Genomic DNA, 20092 nt, shown 5'->3' on the forward strand with positions numbered 1-20092 from the left:
TCACGGGACTTGTAGAGCCGGGAGAGAATACTACAGGGAAACTTGGTTTAGTGCGCTGCCAGCACCGGGGCCGACTTGCTGCCGAATTCCACGCTGGCTTCCAGGCCCAGGGAGTAGGGCCGCGACTGCTGCCAATACGATTGGGCAGGATCGACGTTCAGCGTGTTCAGCCCAGCTTCAGCCGCGGGGCCAAAAGCCACGGCCCAGGAAGCTCCCGCCGGGCGGTAGTTCAGCCCCGCGCCGCTGCGCAAAGACGTTAGCACTTTGCGGTAGGGCGAGTCACCTGACTGCAGGCTGTAGGCCTTCTGCGCCACCAGCATATTGTCATCGGCGGAGAAGCGCGTACCGAAGAGCACGTTGACGGCAGCTCCCATTCGCGCATAGAACGACCAGCCGTTTTTAACATTATTGCCGTACTGTACCAGCACGGGTATGCCAGCGCTGCGGTAGCGGTAGCGCGTTTTCTGCGGCTCATTCAGTACCGTCAGGTCCGTCGCCATTTGAGTACGTACGCGGTCAGTAGAAGCAAAGCCCCCGGTGAAAGTCGTAGGCACGGAAGGTTCCAGTGCGGCGTAGGACGTCTGGGAGCTTGCCCGGTACTCCGCCGCTTCGGCCCCGGCCGAGATACTGAAGCGGTTGGAGATACGGCGCCGGGCGAGCAGCATAATGCGCTGCCCCAGGCCAGCCTGCAGGTTTTCGCGGTATTCCCGCGCGCCGGCTTCGTACATCTGGGCATTTACCATGGCGGTAGAAGCAATCCGAACGGTACCGGTGGGCAGGCTGCCACGGGAGAAGTTCATGTTCGGATTGAAGGCCGATACCGCGTGGCCGCCGCCAAACATCCAGCCTCTGGTTGCCACCTGCTTTTTCTCGTCTTCCTGGGCCAATGCATCAGCCCAAGCCAACGAGTTAGCCAGGTACATAGGTTGCAGCGAAGCTGGCAAAGCTGCTTGCGTAGTGGACAGCGTGGTTTCCCGGGGAGCTAACGCGACAATGGTAGCAAACTGCTCGGCAGCAGCAGTAGCCTGCTGGCTGCCCGGGGCAACGGCCTGCATTGCCTTGGTCACCTCAACCTGTCCGGCAGCAGTAGCACCTATTTCGGCAGAGGCTACCGTCTGGCCCTGACTTGCCACGACTGCCGACGCTAGGGTAGCAGTCGGGAGTTGGGCGCTTTGCGTAGTGCTGATCTGGTCGCCGGTCAAGGCCCGGCCAGTAGCCAGCGTGGTTTCGCGTTCTGGAGTAGTGGCAGCCACAGGTAGGGTACTAGCGCCTAGGCCTACTGGCACGGGTGAGCCAACAGGCTCAGCTATAGCACCGCGGAAAGCTTGATTTCGGTTGGATGCTTCGCCTTTGCTGGCTACCGTCGCGGCGCCCGAAACGGGGGTGGGAGCCGTAAATGCGGCATTGAGTGCCGGCTTGCTTACCGTTGCGGCACGCGCGGCCTTTTGCCCGCCACGAGTAGGTTGAGCAATACTGGTCGCCACGTCGGCGCCTGGGCTTACCGCAGCAGGTGCAACAGCCGGCGCTTCCGAAGTTGCTTTGCTTGTCAGGCGCGGTGAGCTGCCGGAAGCGCCAGCCGTGGCAGCGGCTACGTCAGCCTCGTGGGTGCCGGTAAGATGAATGGTAAACCAAGCACCCATGGCCAGGGCAAACAGCAGGCAGGCCGCCGCTGCCCAACGGTGCAGTTGCAGGCGCTGGCGGTAGGTTTCGTTTTGCTGAACCAGCAGGTCGTGGTCAATCTGCTCCCACAGGCTGGCCCGGGGCGCTATTTCGGCTTCCTCGAACTTCTGTCGAAACAACTGCTCCAGGTTGCCGGTCTGAGTATTCTGTGGCTTATCGGCTGAAGGTTCCATTGTGACGATGGGCGTCGAGGCGTTCCAGTTTGTTTTTGAGAATCACCCGGGCACGGGCATATTGTGATTTGCTGGTTCCTTCGGATATCTGCATCAGCTCCCCAATTTCTTTGTGGCTGTAACCCTCGATGGCAAACAAGTTGAATACCATCCGGTAGCGGGGCGCTAGGTCCTGAATCATGGTGAGGAGTTCTTCGTAACCGTAGTTAGCGAGGGTGAATTCCTCATCCGCCAGATTCTCAGGGTATTCTCCTTCGCTCACGGCTACCAGCGGGGCATTGCGCCGGTGTTGCCGCAGGGCGGCATTCACCATAATACGGCGAATCCAGAATTCCAGTGGACATTCGCGCCGAAAACTGGGCAAGTTTCGGAACACCGTTACGAATCCTTCCTGTAATACGTCTTCGGCCTCGAAAGTGGTTTGGGCATAGCGCATGCACACGGCCATCATCCGGCCAGAGAAACGCTCGTACAATTGTTTCTGCGCCAGCCGGCTGCCCGCCAGGCAGGCATCGAGCAGGGCCGATTCGTCTAACGTAGCAGGAGTAGCAATAGGGCGCACGGGAGCGGTACGGGTAACCGTTTCACGGGAATAACTAGAATCAGCAAGCAGACCGCGCAGGCCCGCCGCTCCGAAGTTGGCTGACAGAGCACTCATACGGCACCCCGACCACCCCGATCGGCTCCCAAAGTTACGGCGGAAACCCTGGTTGGCTGCTCCGCGAAAGTAGATAGATGAGGCATAAACGCTGCTGGCTTCGAAGAACCCTATTTGCCCGGCTGGCGGCCGGCATATAAGGTAGAGGCAGAAGCATCGACGGAGGTTGCATCCGGACGCTTACCGCCGTCAAACAACCACTTATTTACTTAATTAACAATAATTTATAAACCCATCCTATTTACTAATTGCAATAAAGCTGGTTAGCAGCAGCCAGTGGTCGAATTCTAGCTTAAAGCATATTACTGGCGCGCAGCATGGCCGTCACGGTGTCGCGGTAGGTGTCGCCGATGGGCAGCAGGCGGCCGGCAATCTGCACCTTACCCCGCTCGATGTGCTCAATCCGGTTCAGGGCCACCAGAAACGACTTGTGAATGCGGGCAAACCGCTCGGGCGGCAGCACCTCCTCCACCCGCCGAAACGACTGCAGCGTCAGGACCTTGCCCGTGGTGGTGTAAATCATCAGGTACTCCTTCATGCCCTCGATGTAGAGGATGTCGTCGAAGGCCACGCGCTGCAGGCGGTGGTCGTTTTTCACGAACATGGCATCGGGGGCAGCCGCAGCCGCCTCGGCCGGAGCGGGAGCGGCCGGCACCGAGGTAGCCAGCTGCTGGCGCACCTTCTGCACGGCCTGCACAAACCGCTCAAAGGCAATGGGCTTGAGCAGGTAATCGGCCGCGTTCAGGTCGTAGCTGCGCACCGCGTATTGGTCGTAAGCGGTAGTAAACACGATGCGGGGTCCGGGCTGAGGCAGCAACTGGGCCAGCTGCAGCCCCGTGAGGCGAGGCATGTGTATGTCCAGAAAAACCACATCCACGGGGTTGTCCTGCAAAAACGCCAGACCCCCCAGGGCATCATCAAACTGCCCTTTCAGCTCCAGGCCCGGCACCTGCGCGCAGTAGTCAGCCAGCAGCTCCAGGGCCAGAGGTTCATCGTCCAGAATAGCGCAGGTCATGGGAGTAAGTAATGAGGTGACAGGTGAAACGTGCCAGGGCTTGGCCAGCGGCAATATGGCGGACAATAACGCGAAAACAAGCTATTTGCTTTGGTGACGCGGGCCTACATAGCCGCTGGGGCAGCCACCAGTCGGGAGCCAGGCTTGTATTCGTTAGCAGGCAGACGCACCCGCTGCACGGGCTTTGGCTGCTACCCGGCGAAGCCTTAAGGCAGCAGCACCATGGTGACGAGGTGCTGGCCGGGCGTGGTTTGCACATCCAGGGCGTAGCGGCTGGGATACAGCAGCTCCAAGCGCCGGCGCAGGTTTACCAGTCCCACGCCCCCGGGCTGCCGCGGCAACTCTCTTTCGGCATCGGCAGGGGCTACGTGGTTGAGCACTGAAAAGCGCAGCAGCCCATCGGAGGCCAGGTGCAGGGTGATGTGCACGGCTACGGGGCGGGCGGCCAGGTCGCCGTGCTTGAAGGCGTTTTCGACCAGGGGCAACAGCAGCAGCGGGGCAATGGGATGGGCGCAGTCGGGTCCGGCACCTTCCACCTCGAAGCGGATAGCCTCGGGCGCCGACGCTGGCAGGCGCAGGCGCTGCAAGTCCAGAAAGCTGTGCAGGTGAGCCAGCTCCCGGCTCAGGGGCACGGTATCGGTACTGCTTTCGTAGAGCAGGTAACGCATGATTTCGGCCAGGCGCAGCACGGCCTCGGGGGCTTTGTCGGACTTCCGGCTGGTGAGGGAATAGATGTTGTTGAGGGTATTGAAAAGAAAGTGCGGGTTGATCTGGGTTTTGAGCATGGCCAGCTCCGTGAGCAGCTGCTGGCGCTCCAGCTCCCGGCGGTTGCGCAGCCCGCTGAGGTAGTCGCCCGTAATCCGCAGGCCGGAGCTGAAGAAGATGGTGCTCAGCCCCATAAGGGTATACGGAATAATCATCGTCAGCTTTTGCGCGCTGGTTTGGGCGTCCTGGGCGCCGCCACCCACCAGGCTGGAAGCGCCAAAGCGCAGGGGCACGTAGGCGGCCAGCAGCAAAAGCACCCCACCCAGATAAGGCCAGAGTCGGCCCCGCCCCACGGTACCCGGCACCAGCACCATCCAGTTGAAGTAAAATATACTCGCCGATAGCACATTGGTGAGCAGGGCCCGCAGCACCAGCTGGTTTTGGGGCATGCGGTACTTGGCCGCAGCGTTGAGGTTGTTGTAGATAGCCAGTCCATCGAGTAGCAACAGGGCACCCCAAAACAGGAAGTGCACCCATTTGGGCACGGCGGCTTCCTCGGAGCGGGGCCACCACTCCAGGCGGGAAAAGGCGCGCAGCCGGGCGCGGCGGCTTGGCGAAGCGGGGGCCGAGGGCGCCCCCAGAAGAGAAGAAGCAACGGTTTGCACTCCGGAAGATAGGCAGGCGCCTGGTTTTGCCGGGACCATCTTCAACCAACGCCCCGCCCGGCCTCAACCAACGGCGCACTTTCCGCCCTCAACCTGCCTGGCCAGCTGTAAAGGTCACTTGGCGGGCCGTTTTCCAGGTTCAGGCCACAAAAAACGCCATTGCCGGGAAAGGTAGGGGGCTTGGTTGAATACCCGGAGCAGGGCCGCCCGCAGCTGCTACGTTTGCTGCCGTCTACTCTGCTTTTCTGCGCTATGAACTCAACTGCTCCGCTCCTGGTCGAAACCCGCGACCTGACTTTCCACTTCGGCAAGCGTCCTATTCTGCACAACCTGCCGCTGCAGGTGCCGGCCGGCAGCATCTACGGCTTTCTGGGGCCCAACGGGGCCGGCAAAAGCACCACCATGCGGCTGCTGCTGGGGCTACTGCAACCCACCGCCGGCTCGGTTTACCTGTTTGGGTATGAGCTCCGCCGGAACCGGGTGGCCCTGCTCAGCCGCGTGGGGGCCCTCATCGAAAACCCTTCGCTCTATGACCACCTCACGGGCTTCGAAAACGTGGAAGCCACCCGCCGCCTGCGCGGGGTGCCGGCCCACCGCACGGCCGAGGTGCTGGAAATCGTAGGCCTGACGGATGCGGCCCGCCGCCCGGCCCGCGAGTATTCCCTGGGCATGCGCCAGCGCCTGGGTCTGGCCACTGCCCTGCTCTCCGACCCTGCCCTGCTGCTGCTGGATGAGCCCACCAACGGCCTCGACCCCAACGGCATCATCGACATGCGGGAGCTGCTGCGGCGCCTGCGCGACGACCACGGCAAAACCATTATTGTATCGAGCCACCTCATCAGTGAGATAGAGAAAGTAGCTACCCACGTGGGCGTGATTCAACAGGGGCGCATGGTATTTCAGGGCAGCCTGCCCGACCTGCAGCGCCTCCAAACCGGCCGAGCCCGCCTGGTGCTCGAAACTGACAGCGCCGACACTTGCCGCAACCTGCTGCCCCGCTTGCTGGGCGCGGCCCAGATAGTAGGCCAGGGTACGCTGTGGCTGCCCATGCTCACTCCCGCCCAAACGGCCGAGGTAGCCGCCGCCGTGGTAGGCGCCGGGCAGCCGCTTTACGGGCTGCGCCTGGAGCAGCCCTCTCTCGAAGAAACCTTCCTACACCTCACCGAAACCGCTCTTTCCTAATGGCTACGCTCTCTGCTCCCGTCTCTTTGCTGGCATTGCCCACGGCCCCTTCGCCCCTCACCCAGCTGCGCCGCAGCCTGCAGGCCGACGTGCTGAAGCTGCGGCGCACGGCGGCCCTGCGGCTCACCTTGTTCAGTGGGGCGCTGCCCGTACTGCTGGTGTTTTCTATCTACTTTTTCAAGGGGCACGCCATCATCAAGCCGGGCACCGACCCATGGCCGAGCTTTTTGATGCGCTCCTGGCAAACGGCCGGCACCCTGCTCTTGCCCCTGTTTGTGGTGCTACTCACCAGCCTACTCGTGCACGTCGAAACCAAAGCCACGGCCTGGAAACACCTGTATGCCCAGCCAGTAGGCCGCGGGGCGGTATTTGTTTCCAAGCTGCTGGTACTGCTGGCGCTGAACGCAGTGGCGCTGCTGCTCTTTGCCGGCTTGCTGCTGGGGGCTGGCGCGCTCCTGATGCTGGTACGGCCCAAGCTAGGATTCCAGAGCCACGCTATTCCGCTGGAAACCATTGGCTGGATGCTGATGCGCACGTACGTGGCTACGCTGGGGCTGCTGGCCGTGCAGTACATCGTGAGCCTGTTCTGGCGCTCTTTTGTGGTGCCGGTGGGCATTGGCATGGGCGCTGTGGTATCCACTATTGCCTTGCTGCAGTGGGAGCATGCTGACAAGATTCCGTACGCAGCCCCACTAGGCACGGCGGTGGCCCTACGCCTCGATAAAGTAAAGGGCATTGTGGTGGCTCACGAGCTGGCCCCCCACGAGTGGTATAGCCTGGCCTGGTTTGCCGGGGCGCTGGTGCTGGGCTACATCCTGCTGCTGCGCCGCCCCATCACGGCCTAGCTCCGGCGCATACGTTCGGTCTGCGGGCCCGTTCACGCTGCCTTCCGGCCGGTTGGTTGGATTACCCATACGCTCTGGCAACCCCTCCGGTACTTTTGCGGTCCTTGGATCTACCTGGATATCTACTTATAGCAATTCTTCCAGCTTACACCCCACGTTAACCTGTTGCGCGCATTGCTGCCGCACCTGTTTCTCTTCCGCCCTGTTTGCGCACTTCTTTTCTGACAGCTATGAAACACACGTATCTTCCCCTGTTGCTGACATCCCTGCTGGCAACCCCCGCCCTGGCGCAGGCGCCAACCGGTGTGCCCGCTGGCGCCCCCGGTGCCACCCGCTCCACCCCACCTAGCCTCGTACCCGTGGCGCCCAAAGGCACTGGCCGCCTGGAAGGCACCGTGCTCGACGCCACCACCAAGAAGCCCGTAGAGTATGCCACCGTGGCTTTGCTGCCCGCTACCGGCGAAACGCCCGTCGATGGGACGGTAGCCGATGACCGGGGCCGCTTCCAGCTAAAGGGGCTGGCCCCTGGCTCCTACCGCCTGCAGATTACCTTCATTGGCTACGCGGCCCAAACGGTAGCCGTAACGGTCACGGATGGTTCAACCACGGTTCCGGCCGTAGCCCTGGCCTCCAGCACCCAGAAGCTGGGCGAGGTAACCGTGACCGGGGAGCGGCCCGTGGTGGAAAGCAAGCCCGACCGACTGGTGTACAACGCGGCCCAGGATGCTACCAACCGCGGGGGTACCGCCGCCGATGTGCTCCGCAAGGCGCCCATGCTGAGTGTGGACCCCGACGGCAACCTGCAGCTGAACGGCTCGGCCAACGTGCGGGTGCTCATCAACGGCAAGCCCTCGGCCGTGGTGTCCGGCGACCTGGCCCAGGCCCTCAAGCAGCTGCCCGCCGACCAGATCAAGAACGTGGAGGTGATTACCTCGCCCTCGGCCAAGTACGACGGCGAAGGCTCAGGCGGCATCGTGAACATCGTGCTCAAGGAAAACAACCTGCAGGGCATCAACGGCAACGTGGGCCTGGCCGTGGGCACGCGCAACTCCAACGGCAACCTGGGTTTGAACGCCCGCAAGGGCAAGCTCAGCCTCTCATCGGCGCTGAATGGCTGGTCGTTTTACGCGCCCGGCGACCAGGAAGTGGACCGCACCGACCTCAATGTGCGCAATAAGAGCGGCATGCTGACGACTGGCTTCCTGCGCCAGCGCAACGACGGGTTTGGCATGGGCGGGGGCGGCAACGGCCGCATTGGGCTGGACTATGAGCCGGCCCCGAACCACGCCCTCAGCCTGGCCCTGAACGGCAGCTTGTTCCGTAACCGCTTCGACGTCGATATCGACAATACCTACCGCCTGGCGGAGGGGGACCAAGTGGCGGGCACCGCCCGGCTGGGCAACTACGAGCGCGAAACAATGCAGAAGTTTCGCACCCAGAGCTACGACCTGACGGGCACGTACACCCGCACCTTTGGGCAGGGAAACCGCCGCGAGTGGACGGTGCTGGCCCAGCACTCCCGCAACCGCAACTACCGCTTCTACGACGTGGATCAGTTCTCCCTAGTAGATGCCAACGCCGACGGCACGCCGGACTTTCAGGAGTTTAGCCCCAACACGGCCCGCAACCTGGAAACCACCATCCAGACCGATTACGTGTTGCCCATCAAGGAAAAGCAGACCCTGGAGTTTGGCGGCAAGCTGATTAAGCGCACGGTGGAAAGTGACTACCGCGTGAGCCGGGCGGAGGCAGATGGCATCTTCGCGGAAGAAAGTACGCTGACCAACGTCTACAACTACAACCAGGACGTGCAGGCCGGCTACGCCACCTACGCCACGCCCCTGGGCAAAAGCTACAATGTGCGGCTGGGCGCCCGCGTGGAGCGCACGGAATTGCAGGGGAACTTCCAGAACCAGGACAAGCCGTTCGGTCTTGAATTTACCAACCTGCTGCCCAACGTGGCCCTCACGCGCAACCTCAAGCAGCCCGGCTCTACGGTGCGCCTCAGCTACTCGCGCCGGATTCAGCGGCCCAGCATTTTTTACCTGAACCCCTACCGCAACGAATCCGACCCGCGCAACATCTCCGTGGGAAACCAGGAGCTGCGGGCCGAGTTTACCGATAACCTGGAGCTGAACTGGAATACCTTCGTGAAGAGCTCCGTGCTGAACGTGACCCTCTACACCCGGCAAACCAACAACGCCATTGAGCGCATCAACAAGACCGAGGACGATGGTCGGGTAGTAGCCACCTACGGCAATGTGGCCCGCAACCAGACCTACGGCCTCAACCTGTTTGGGTCCTTCAAGCCCCTGCCCAAATGGGATATCAGCGGCAACGTGAGCACCTACTACGTGTATCTGTTCAGCCAGGCGCTGACGGATCTGGGCCAGCGCGGCAAAAATTCCGGCGTAGTGTACTCGGCCAACATCAACTCGGGCTATAAGTTCGACAAAGGCCTGAGCTTGCAGTTCTTCGGCATGCTCAACTCGCCCCGCATTCAGCTCCAGGGCAAAAGCTCGGCTTGGCAGATGTACTCCATTGGCCTGCGCAAGGAAATCCTGAAAGGTAAAGGCGACTTCACACTCAACGCCGACAACCCCTTCACGCGCTACGTGAAGCTGGTCAATGACTTCAACAACGGCTTTTCTGACTCGCGCAATACCACCTTCATCTACAACCGCGGCGTGCGGGCGGCCTTCAGCTACCGCTTCGGCAAGCTCGAGAACAAGCCCCAGCGCCCCAAGCGCAGCATCCGCAACGACGACCAGAAAGCCGGGGAAAGCGGCGGCCAGGGTCAGCCGTAACACCCGCGCCCCGAGTTAACGATTTACTAAAGCTGAAAACTGCCCGGCGCAATGCGTTGGGCAGTTTTTTCGTTTGCGGCGTGCAACGTTGCGGGTGCTTCCCGCATCTCCTGTCAGGTTTAAACTACCGGAGGGCTGGCGGCCGTGGCCCATGCCGCCCAGCTACCACAGCTTATTCATTTTGTCGCGCTATTCTTTCCCTATCCGTTTCCTGCATGAAGCATTTTGCCACGCTGGCCCTTTTGGCCGTATTGGTTGCCCCTACCGCCCTGGCACAAACTGCCGCGCAGCCTACCACCCCAGCCGCTACTAAGGGCACGGGCCGCCTCACCGGTCAGGTATTGGACGCGGCCACCCAGAAACCGGTGGAATACGCTACCATCGTGCTGCTGCCGGCCGCGGGCACGGCCCCTCTGGCCTCCTCCACCGGGGACGAGCAGGGCCGCTTCGAGCTGAAAAACCTACCAGCCGGCTCCTTTCGTCTGCAGCTCAGCTTTGTGGGGTACGCCACGCGCATCGAGAACGTGACGGTAACCAGCCAAGCCACGGCCTTGAGCCCCTTTACCCTTACGGCCAGCACCCAGAAACTGGGCGAGGTGACCGTGACCGGGGAGCGGCCCGTCATCGAAAGCAAGCCCGACCGCCTCGTGTACAACGCCGACCAGGATGCTACCAACGCCGGCGGCACGGCTTCGGACATTCTCCGTAAAACGCCCATGGTAAACGTGGATGGGGACGGCAACGTGCAGCTGCGCGGCACGTCCAATGTGCGCATTCTCATCAACAACAAGCCCTCGGCCATGCTCTCAGGCAACCTGGCGGAAGCCCTGAAGCAGATTCCGGCCGACCAGATCAAGGCCATTGAAGTCGTCACGTCGCCCTCGGCCAAGTACGATGCCGAAGGGTCGGGCGGCGTCATTAACATTGTGCTGAAGAAGAACTCCCTGCAAGGCACCAACGGCAGCGTGGGTGCTACCGCCGGCAACCGCAACCAAAGCCTGAATGGCTCTCTCAACGCCAAGCGCGGTAAGTTTGGCGTGAACACCAAGCTTACCGGCTTCCGGAACCTCTACCCCTACCGCTCCAGCACCACCCGCACCGACTTTGTGCCTAGCCCGGACGGGGAGCGGCAGGTGCTGGGGCAGCTGGAGCAGCGCAGCGTATCAGAGAATATTGGCAAGGGCGGCTACGGGCAGGTGGAGTTCACCTACGACCCTTCGCCCCTGCACAGCTTCACGCTGAGCGGCAACGGCAACCAGTACCAGAGCAGCTCGCCCCAGGAACTGTTCAACCAGTACCGGCAAACCACGCCGTCGGCACCCGGGCAGTTCTCGCTCGATACGCTGTACTCCCGCGACATTGTGCAGCAATTCCAGTTCCGCAACTACGATTTGAACGCGGGCTACACGCGCACCTTTGGCGAAGCCCAGCCCCGCCGCGAGTGGAGCGTGCTGGCCCAGCACACCCAAAACCGTAACACCCAGGAATACAGCCTCGATCAGTACCACGCCGCCGATGTGCAGAAGGGGCCGTTGGAATACCAGGAGCGCAGCCACAACTTGGCCCGCAACACCGAAACCACCCTCCAAACCGACTACACGCACCCGTTCAGCCCGACCAGCACCCTGGAGGCCGGGGCCAAGACCATCCGCCGCACCGTTAGCAGCGACTATAGTTTGGATACGCTGCTCACGCGCGTGCAGCCCGACTTCGTACGCAGTGTGCGCCGTTCCAATGCGTTTGATTACAACCAAAACGTGCTGGCGGCCTACGCTACCTACGGCTTCACGCTCGACTCGGTGTACAACTTCAGCCTGGGTGCCCGCCTGGAGCGCACCGACATTCGGGGGGAGTTTCAGGGAGAAAACGGCCGGTTCTCGAATGACTACCTCAACGTGCTGCCCAACCTGAGCGTGTCACGTGCTCTGGGGAAGCCGGGCCAGACACTGCGTTTCAGCTACTCCCGCCGCATTCAGCGCCCGCAGATTTACTACCTGAACCCGTACGTGAATCAGAGTACGCCCAGCAGCATCAGCTACGGCAACCCCAACCTCTCGCCCGAAATCACGGACTCCTACGAGCTGAGCTACGGCACATTTGGGGAGAAAATGTCCTTGAACGTATCGACTTACACGCGGCGCACCGGCAACTCCATTGAGGAGTTCAACCGCTATAACGAAGAGCTGGCCCGCACCGAAACCACCTTCGGCAACCTCGCCACCAACACCACCTTTGGCCTGGGCCTGTACGGCTCCTGGAAGCCCGTGCAGGGCTGGGATATCAGCAGCAACCTCAACACTGACTACACCCGCATCTACAGCGCCGCCCTCAGCCGCACGAGCAGCCGCCTGAATGGCTCCATGAACCTGAATACGTCGCTGAAGCTGGGCAAAGTGTACTCCCTGCAGGGCTTCGGCGGCGGCTGGACCGGCGGCGTGCAGCTGCAGTCGCGCTACGCTGGTGGCATTTGGTACGGCGTGGGCGTCAAGCGTACCCTGCTCAAGGAAAAGGCTGACCTCACCTTAAACGCCAGCAACTTTCTGCAGAATGGGCGGGCTTTCCGCAACACCACCGAAACCGACCAGTTCCGCAGCACGGGCACCTGGTTTCAGTACAACCGGGGCGTGCGCCTGTCCTTCAACTACCGTTTTGGTAAGCTGGATAGCGGCTCCCAGCGCCAGCGCCGCACCATCCAGAACGACGACTCCAAGCAAGGTGGCAGCAAAGGCGGGCAGTAGCTTATGAAGGCAGCATTTACTTGCCAGCAGACACAATAAGCCGCACTGTAGAAAACGTCCACCTGTTTTAACGCTAAAACCCAGAAAGCCCCTGACATCTTCGCAGAAGTCAGGGGCTTTCTGGGTTTTAGGCCCAACTAGTCTTCAGGACAAGTGGCTCCGGCCCGGCCTCGCAACGATAGCGCAGTCCTTGTTGCCTGCCACCTCATTACCTTTTCCAGATGTCCCAGGCGGCTTCGGCTTGCAGGCAGAGCATTTCAAACCCGTTTTTGATGCTGGCCCCCCGGGCCTGACCGCGCCGCATAAACTCGGTTTCGCGCGGGTTGTATACCAAGTCGTAGAGGTAGTGCTGGTCGGTTAGGGCCTCATACGGTAGCTTGGGGCATTCCTCTACAAAAGGGTACGTGCCGAGAGGCGTAGTATTGATAATCAACGTATGGCCTTGTACCAAGTCGGGCGTAAGCTCCTCGTAGGTGAGGCCCGCACCAAGTGGGTGCCGGGAAACCACCCAATACCCGATTTCCAGGTCGCGCAGGGCTACTTCCACGGCTTTCGATGCGCCACCGTTGCCCAGCACCAGAGCACGCCCCGCAAAGCCCCGGGGCAGAAAGTCGCGCAACGACTCCCGGAAGCCAATCATGTCCGTATTGTGCCCAATCAGTTGACCATCGGCGCGGAACTCGATGACGTTGACCGCGCCCACGCGGGCGGCGGAAGCAGCCGTATCGTGTAGGTAAGGCCACACCTGCTCCTTGTAGGGAATGGTGACGTTCAGGCCCCGCAGCTCCGGATGACGTTGTAGCAGAGCCGGCAGCTCTTCAATAAATGCCAACTCAAACAGCTCATAGGCATGGTCCGTCAGCTCCAGGTTGTGGAACTTCTGGGTGAAGAAGGTCTGGGAAAATGAGTGCGTCAGGGTACGACCTAACAATCCGTATGTGGGCATAGCTACCGGAAAAGCGGGCTGTAATCAACAAAAAAACCACTCCAGCCCCAAACGCTACAGTGGTTTTTCTGCCGGAAAATCGAAGGAACTCCTTACTGCGGCCGGGGCGAAATACGCCCTTTCACGAACTCCCACACAGCTGGCAGCACCGATACCACGATGATGCCAATGGTGAACAAGCCAAAGTTCTGCTGAATCCAGGGCAGGCTGCCCAGGAAGTAGCCCGCACCGGTCAGCAGCGTCACCCACAGCACGGCGCCTGCTACATTGTAGCTCAGAAACTTCCCGTAGCTCATGGTGCCCACGCCCGCAATAAATGGCGCAAACGTGCGGATGATGGGAATAAACCGCGCAATAATGATGGTTTTGGCCCCATGTTTTTCGTAGAACGCCTGGGTGCGCTCCAGATGCTCCCGCTTCAGAAACCGGGAATTTTCACGGAACACGCGCGGCCCCAAATAGTCGCCGATGTGATAGTTGAGCGTGTCGCCCAGCACGGCGGCCAGAATCAGCAGGCCGATCATCACCCACACATTCAGTGGGGTATCGGGCAGGGCGGCCAGGGAGCCGGCGGCAAACAGCAGCGAGTCGCCGGGCAGAAAAGGCAGGATGACTACCCCGGTTTCCACGAAAATAATCAGGAACAGAATAGCGTAGGTCCACGCCCCGTATTGCTGGATTATCTCGGCCAGGTGCTTATCGAGGTGCAGAATGAAATCAAGAATCTGTTTGAGAAAGTCCATCAACGTAGAGAAAGGCGCGAACAACCGCGCTACAAAGAAAGCAGGCCGGCTGCATATATCATGCGGGCCCGCGCTCAGGCTTTGCGGGCCACCAGCAGCTGGTTAATTTTTTCGACCGCCTGGTGCACGTGCAAGTCCAGGCCTAACTGGGCAGCCTGTGGCCGCAGGGCTCCGATAAGGGTGGCGTGGGAAGCGGCTTCAATGGCATTGAGCAATATATAGCCTCCGGGGCTAAGCAGCCTGTGCAGTGCCTGCCAGAACGCAAAACTGAATACTTCCTCGGGTATTTTACTGTCGATGGAAATATCTACGATAATCAGCCCGAAGGCTCCGCGGGCCTGCTCTACCCAGGCAAAGGCATCGGCTTGGATGATCTGTAGCGTGGGGCTGGATACAATGCCAAACTCCTCGGCTGCCACCTGAATAACGACCGGGTCGAGCTCCACGGCGGTAATGGCCCGTTTGTAGTGCAGCTCCTCCCGCAGCGTTTGAATAACGGAGCCGCCGCCGAGTCCCAGCAGCAGCACGTGGTGTATGCCTTCAAGCGGAATCTGCTGCAACCCAAAGCGCAATACCCGCTGCAGAGCCCCGTACGAGTAGTTGGCGGTGCGGGAGTCGAGCACCTTGCGGCCTTGGTAAAGGGTTACTTCCAGCTCCCCACTCACAGCCGAAGGCACGCGGCGCGTAAACGGAAACAGGTAGCTCAAGAGCTTTTTCATAGGCCGCAGATTTGCGCGAAAATACGGCAGTAAACCGTCAAACTTTGACGCCTTTCAGCATGAACGCCCTAACCTCTACCCTTCCGCTGCTACGCGCCAGAGCTTGCCGGCCGCATCGTCGGCCACGAGCAGGGCGCCATCGGGCAGGACGGTAATACCCACGGGGCGTCCATACACTTCTTTTTTGGCTTCGTCGGCTACGAACCCGGTTACAAAATCTTCCATTGGGCCGCTGGGCTTGCCGTTCTGGAACGGCACGAACACCACTTTGTAGCCCGAGAACGTAGCCCGGTTCCAAGAGCCATGCTGCCCGATAAAGGCACCATTCTGGTATTTGGCCGGAAAGCTTTTCTGATCATAGAAAGCCAGGCCCAACGAAGCCGTATGCGGGCCCAGGGAAACCTCAGGCACCAGGGTTTTGGCTACGAGGTCGGGCCGCTCGCCTTTGCGGCGCGGGTCTTCGTGCGCGCCAAAGTATGCGTAGGGCCAGCCGTAAAATCCCCCTTCGCGCACACTCGTCAGGTAATCAGGAACTAGCTCATCACCCAGCTCGTCGCGCTCATTCACGGCCGTCCAGAGGGTGGTAGTACCCGGAGCCCAGTCCATGCCTACAGGGTTGCGTAGGCCGCTGGCGTATATCCGCTCACCGGAGCCATCGGGGTTTATTTCCAGTACATTGGCACGGCGCTGCTCTTCCTTCATACCATGCTCCGCTACATTGGAGGCGGAGCCCACGCTCACGTAGATTTTACGTCCATCGGCCGAGGCCACCAGGTTGCGCGTCCAGTGGTTGTTGTAGCCACCTTTGGGTAGCTCCATGATTTTCTCGCCTTTGCCGCTAATGGCCGTTTGGTTGGGCGTGTAAGGATAACGCCAGACGCCATTGGTATTCGCCACGTAGAAAAAGCCATGTAGCAGCAACATGCCAAACGGCTGCTCCTGGTTTTGCAGAAACACAGCCCGTACCTCAGGGCGGCCGTCCTTGTTAGCATCGCGCAGCAGCGTAATCCGGTTGGCACTCGTCAGACGCAGGGATTTAGATGAATCCAGCTTGAGGGCCGCAGCGGCTTTCTCCTTGGCGTCTGAGGGCACCGTGTTGGCCTCGGCCACCAGTACGTCGCCGTTAGGCAGCACGTAGGTATTGCGGGGGCTTTCGAGGTTGCCGGCGTACTCTGTCACTTGGAAACCCGCCGGCACCGTGGGCACCTTACCCGCCGGCCAGCCAATCACCTTACTGCGCTTTGTAGTGGATTTGGTAGCGTAGGGCGCGGGCAGCTCGACAGACGCCGTTGCCGTAGACACGGTAGCGGCCGGCGTTTCTGCTTGGGCCTTGGCTTTTTCCTGCTGGCTGGGCTGGGAGCCACACGCCGCTAGTACCGCCAGCGCAGCCAGCGAAAAGCCCGATATCAGTTGGTTCATGTGAGAAAGCCGAGAAAACAAGTACAAGAAAAAGCCGGGCTACTGGATAGCCCGGCTTTTTCTTGTACTTGTTTTCTCGGCCAGAAGTTGACGACTTACTTACCCTTGGTTAGTGGATACCAGTCAGAATACCCTTCGGACAAGCAGCTTTCGTGAGGAATACTACTACCGTAGGTGTTAGTGGTCAACTGAAAGGTCGGCAGAATTATCCGCGCGGCATGGAGGTACCCGGCTTACCCTGCACTTTAGGCTCGGGTTTGAACATTTCGTCTACGTTTTCCAGGTCCAGGAAATCCAGGAACGTGTCGCCGCGCAGGCCCAGCCGGATGGTTTCGAGGCTGATGATTTCGTTGGGGGCAATGTTGCCCAGGTTCACGTTGGCTCCCAGCAGCTTGATAAACCACACCTGCTGGGCTTTCTGGGGGGCTTCCCAGATAATCTTCTCGAAAGGAATCTGGGTGAGAATTTCTTCTACCAGACCGGAGCGCACTTCGCCGGTGCTACGGAACAGGCCTACGTTACCGGCTTCCCGGGCTTCGCCGATGACCTTCACGGCCCCGGCTTCTAGCTCCGTTTTCATCTGCGAAATCCACTTGTAGGGCGGAATGATCTTCTCCGCATCCTTGGAGCCTACTTCCGACAGGACCTTCACCTGACCGGAAAGCTGACGAATAAAGTCCAGCTTTTTGTCGTGGTTCAGGTCCAGGGACCCGTCCGATACTTCGGCATACTCCATGCCCATCTTGTCAAGCAGGCGGCGGTAGTCGTCAAACTGATTGCGAATGATGAAGGCCTCGAACAGTGTACCACCGAAATACACGGGAATGCCGGCTTCGCGGTACACGGCCAGCTTGCGCTCCAAGTTGGGGGCCACGTAGGAAGTGGCCCAGCCCAGCTTCACAATATCCGTGTACGCCGCCCCTACTTCCAGGAAGTCTTCTACTTCCCGCACGCTGGAGCCTTTGTCCATTACCATGGTAAAGCCCTGCTCACGGGGTTTTTGGGTGCGCTCAGGAAGTTGGGTCAGTTCGTAATTCATGTACTAGGGTCTTGGGGTCTTGGGTCTTAAAGGCTTGAGTTGAAACCAAGCCTTGCGCGCCCGGAACAACAACGCGGGCAAAAGTACACCTGAAATTCGGGTCTTGGGGGCTTGGTAGCTCAAGGGCTTGGCTGATGTACTCACCAGCAACAACTTGCTGCTGCGGTAGCCATCAGCCAAGCTCCTGGCTTTCTACTTGCGGTACTGCTCGATCAGCCGCGCCAAGGCCTTCTGTGACTCCAGCTCGGGGAAGTAGTCAAACAGCAGGCGGTGCTTGTCGAAGTCCAGGACCAAGGCATTTTCCAGCGTCTCGTAGGCTTCACGGTAGCGGCCCGCAGCCAGCAGGTAGGCGCACAGCCGGTAGTGCAGTTCGGCCTCGGCGGGCTGGATTTCCACGGCATTGCGCATCAGGTCGATGGCGCCGTCGAAGTTGCCTTGCTCGTAGAGAATGATGCTCCAGTTCAGCCAGCCATCCTTGTTATCGGGCGCTACCTGCGTGGCCTTGTCATAAGCCTCAATAGCTGACACAATGTTGCCGACCTGATACTCGGCGGCGGCCAAGGCCATCCAGTACTCCAAGCCTTCATCGTAGAGCGCCACGGCTTTGCGAAAGAAGTGAATGGCCTCAAACGCGCGGTTCTGGGCAATGAGCACAATGCCGATACCAAACCAGGCTTCGTCCATGGTTGCGTCCAAGTCAATGGCCTTCTGGTAGAAGCGGCGGGCTTTGTCCCACTCGGCCAGCTTTTCGTGGCACTCGCCAATGTTGCACAAAGCCTCGGGCGTGGGGTTGCCGGGCTCGTAGCTCAGCTCAAACTCCTCAATGGCTTTGCGGTAGCGCTCCAGGCTCACGTAGGTGCTGGCCAGGTAGCCGTGGGCCTCGTAAAACTTGGCGTCGATGAGCAGGGCGTAGTCGAAGGCGCTAATGGCATCGTCGAACTTGCCGGCCCGGAAGTAGGCCTGCCCCAGGTTGTACCACGCAATGGCCGAATAGGGGTCGTCGTCGGTGAAGCGGCGGAAGAACTCCAGATTTTTTTCCAGCCGGTCGCTCACTTCCAGGCAGTAGAGCAGCTCTTGCACCGCCACGTCGTTGTCGGAGTTCAGGCGCAGGCTTTGCTTGTAGTGCTTGGCGGCACTCTTGTACTTCTGCCAGCTCTGGTAGGCCAGCCCCAGGTTGAAGTGAATGTCGTCGCGCTCCGGAAACCGCTCCACGGCGCTGAGAAAATACGCTACGGCTTCCGAGAAAAGCCCTTTCTGAGTGGCAATAATCCCGCGCGTAACGGCCACATCGGGGTTGTCGGGGTCCAGCAGCGCCACGTTCTCAATCTGGTCGGCGGCGGCGGTGTACTCCCCTTTCATGGCCAGCACCTGGGAACGGTCGATAAGCAGCTCGGTGCTGAATGGGTACAAGGCTATAGCGGCCTCACACGCCTGCAGGGCCTTATCGTACTGGGTATTGGAAGTGTAATGGTCGATAATATTCTCAAAGTCGGCCAAATCAAAAAACACCGGCTCGTTGCTGGACAGCATCTGCTCAAAACGGCGCACGATGTCCAGCACTTCGTCCCGGTCCTCAAAATTCTCGTTCATTCTCATGTTCCTGCAATCGGCAGAGCAAACCGCCAAAAAGGCAGTTTCTCCTGGAAAATATACCTGCTCCTGTCTACAGATAGGCTAGCAGCCTAAGATACAACAACCGCACCGGAGGTTGCTACGTTCCGCTGCAATTCCTGGCAGCACCACGCAATGGTATCGGCTACGGAGCGGAAAGGCAACCCGGTTGCGCGCTGCACTTTTGCGGCGTTGTAGACGAGCTGCTGGCGGCCAGCACGGGCCGTGTCTTTGGTGATGAGGGGCCGGCTGCCCGTGAGCATTCCGCGCACGTGTTCAGCGCGCCAGATAACTTCGGCGGCCCAGTCGGGCACGGCCGTAGTGGGTGGCTTTTTGCCAAAGCAGCGCGCGGCTTGGCTTAGTACCTCCTGCAAAGGTAGGGCAGCCGCACTAAGCACATACCGCTCGTTCTGCACCGGCAAATCCAGCGTGAGCCGCAGCATGTGGTCTACCACGTCGCGCACATCCACCACGTTGATGGTGCCGGGCGTGTAAAAGCGGTGCTCCTGGTGGGCGTAGCGCAACAGCCGGGTGCTGCTGCGGGTCCAGTCGGCCGGGCCCAGCACCACGGATGGGTTGACGATAACTGCGGCAAGCCCCTCGGAAATGCCGCGCCAGACTTCCAGCTCGCCCAGGTACTTGGAGGTAGCATACGCCGAATGGGCTGCGCCCAGGTCCCACTTTGCCGCCTCGTCCAGCACCTGAGGCCCCACCAGGGAGCCGCCTTCGGGGGTGGCCGCCCCACCCAGGGCCGCTACCGACGACACGTGGCACAACCGAATACCGCCTTGCTCCAGGCAGGCATCTACCACATTAGCGGTGCCCTCCACGTTTATCTGGAGTAGGGCATCCTCGTCCTGGGGGGCGTAGGATACCAGGCCCGCGCAGTGAAACACGTGCGTCACGCCCGCTAGCGTCTGACGCATCAGCAAGGGGTCCAGCAGGTCGCCCTGCACCCAGTCTACTCCCAGCGCAGCCAGTGTCTGAGGAATGTGCTGCCGGTAAAGTGCGCGTACCTTTTCGCCCCGCGCCACCAGGGCCGGAATCAGGAAAGAGCCAATTAAGCCGCTGCCCCCGGTAACAAATATCATAGGTGTAAAGGTACGAGGGTCCTGGGCTTGCCCGGCAGTGAAGCGACAATGTCTGG

Annotated in this window: 15 protein-coding genes; 4 read left to right on the plus strand and 11 right to left on the minus strand. The window is 60.4% G+C overall.

What is annotated here, in order from left to right:
- Positions 1-47: 47 nt before the first annotated feature.
- The 4 genes from FY528_RS02825 to FY528_RS02840 all read right to left on the minus strand — a co-directional run bounded on the left by FY528_RS02825 (position 48) and on the right by FY528_RS02840 (position 4896).
- Positions 48-1853, minus strand: a complete 1806-nt coding sequence (locus tag FY528_RS02825) for an outer membrane beta-barrel protein (protein ID WP_149069477.1) — start codon at positions 1851-1853, stop codon at positions 48-50.
- Positions 1834-2415 (minus strand): RNA polymerase sigma factor, encoded by a 582-nt coding sequence (locus tag FY528_RS02830; RefSeq protein WP_262383888.1) that lies wholly within the window; start codon positions 2413-2415, stop codon positions 1834-1836. Before FY528_RS02830 ends, FY528_RS02825 begins: the two co-directional genes overlap by 20 nt.
- Before the next feature lie 388 nt (positions 2416-2803).
- Positions 2804-3526: a LytR/AlgR family response regulator transcription factor gene (locus FY528_RS02835; RefSeq protein ID WP_149069479.1), complete on the minus strand. Its 723-nt coding sequence runs from the start codon at positions 3524-3526 to the stop codon at positions 2804-2806.
- Positions 3527-3732: 206 nt separating this feature from the next.
- The gene (locus tag FY528_RS02840; RefSeq protein WP_187631969.1) at positions 3733-4896 is read right to left on the minus strand and encodes a sensor histidine kinase; all 1164 of its coding nucleotides are present in this window, start codon (positions 4894-4896) and stop codon (positions 3733-3735) included.
- Positions 4897-5148: 252 nt separating this feature from the next.
- On the opposite strand from FY528_RS02840, the gene FY528_RS02845 reads away from it, so the two are divergent.
- The 4 genes from FY528_RS02845 to FY528_RS02860 all read left to right on the plus strand — a co-directional run bounded on the left by FY528_RS02845 (position 5149) and on the right by FY528_RS02860 (position 12468).
- Positions 5149-6078, plus strand: coding sequence for an ABC transporter ATP-binding protein (locus FY528_RS02845; RefSeq protein WP_262383889.1), 930 nt, complete (start codon positions 5149-5151; stop codon positions 6076-6078).
- A complete protein-coding gene (locus FY528_RS02850) occupies positions 6078-6923 on the plus strand; it encodes an ABC transporter permease (RefSeq protein ID WP_149069481.1) in 846 nt (281 codons plus the stop codon). The genes FY528_RS02845 and FY528_RS02850 overlap by 1 nt, the downstream gene beginning before the upstream one ends.
- Positions 6924-7153: 230 nt before the next feature.
- Positions 7154-9730, plus strand: a complete 2577-nt coding sequence (locus tag FY528_RS02855; protein WP_149069482.1) for a TonB-dependent receptor — start codon at positions 7154-7156, stop codon at positions 9728-9730.
- Between the two features lie 215 nt (positions 9731-9945).
- Positions 9946-12468, plus strand: a complete 2523-nt coding sequence (locus FY528_RS02860; protein WP_149069483.1) for a TonB-dependent receptor domain-containing protein — start codon at positions 9946-9948, stop codon at positions 12466-12468.
- A 208-nt stretch (positions 12469-12676) separates the two neighbouring features.
- On the opposite strand, the gene FY528_RS02865 is transcribed toward FY528_RS02860, so the two are convergent.
- The 7 genes from FY528_RS02865 to FY528_RS02895 all read right to left on the minus strand — a co-directional run bounded on the left by FY528_RS02865 (position 12677) and on the right by FY528_RS02895 (position 20036).
- Complete coding sequence (locus FY528_RS02865) at positions 12677-13414, minus strand: shikimate dehydrogenase family protein (protein WP_149069484.1); 738 nt, start codon at positions 13412-13414, stop codon at positions 12677-12679.
- A 92-nt stretch (positions 13415-13506) separates the two neighbouring features.
- On the minus strand, positions 13507-14157 hold the full coding sequence (locus FY528_RS02870) for a DedA family protein (protein ID WP_149069485.1): 651 nt from the start codon (positions 14155-14157) through the stop codon (positions 13507-13509).
- Positions 14158-14231: 74 nt separating this feature from the next.
- Positions 14232-14876: a spermidine synthase gene (locus tag FY528_RS02875; protein ID WP_149069486.1), complete on the minus strand. Its 645-nt coding sequence runs from the start codon at positions 14874-14876 to the stop codon at positions 14232-14234.
- A gap of 75 nt (positions 14877-14951) precedes the next feature.
- Positions 14952-16295, minus strand: coding sequence for a PQQ-dependent sugar dehydrogenase (locus tag FY528_RS02880; protein ID WP_149069487.1), 1344 nt, complete (start codon positions 16293-16295; stop codon positions 14952-14954).
- 205 nt (positions 16296-16500) lie between these two features.
- Complete coding sequence (locus FY528_RS02885; protein ID WP_149069488.1) at positions 16501-17334, minus strand: phosphosulfolactate synthase; 834 nt, start codon at positions 17332-17334, stop codon at positions 16501-16503.
- A gap of 192 nt (positions 17335-17526) precedes the next feature.
- Complete coding sequence (locus tag FY528_RS02890; RefSeq protein ID WP_149069489.1) at positions 17527-18924, minus strand: tetratricopeptide repeat protein; 1398 nt, start codon at positions 18922-18924, stop codon at positions 17527-17529.
- A gap of 92 nt (positions 18925-19016) precedes the next feature.
- Positions 19017-20036, minus strand: a complete 1020-nt coding sequence (locus FY528_RS02895) for an NAD-dependent epimerase/dehydratase family protein (protein WP_149069490.1) — start codon at positions 20034-20036, stop codon at positions 19017-19019.
- Positions 20037-20092: the final 56 nt, after the last annotated feature.

Source organism: Hymenobacter lutimineralis, assembly GCF_008271285.1.
In the GTDB taxonomy this organism is placed as follows: domain Bacteria; phylum Bacteroidota; class Bacteroidia; order Cytophagales; family Hymenobacteraceae; genus Hymenobacter; species Hymenobacter lutimineralis.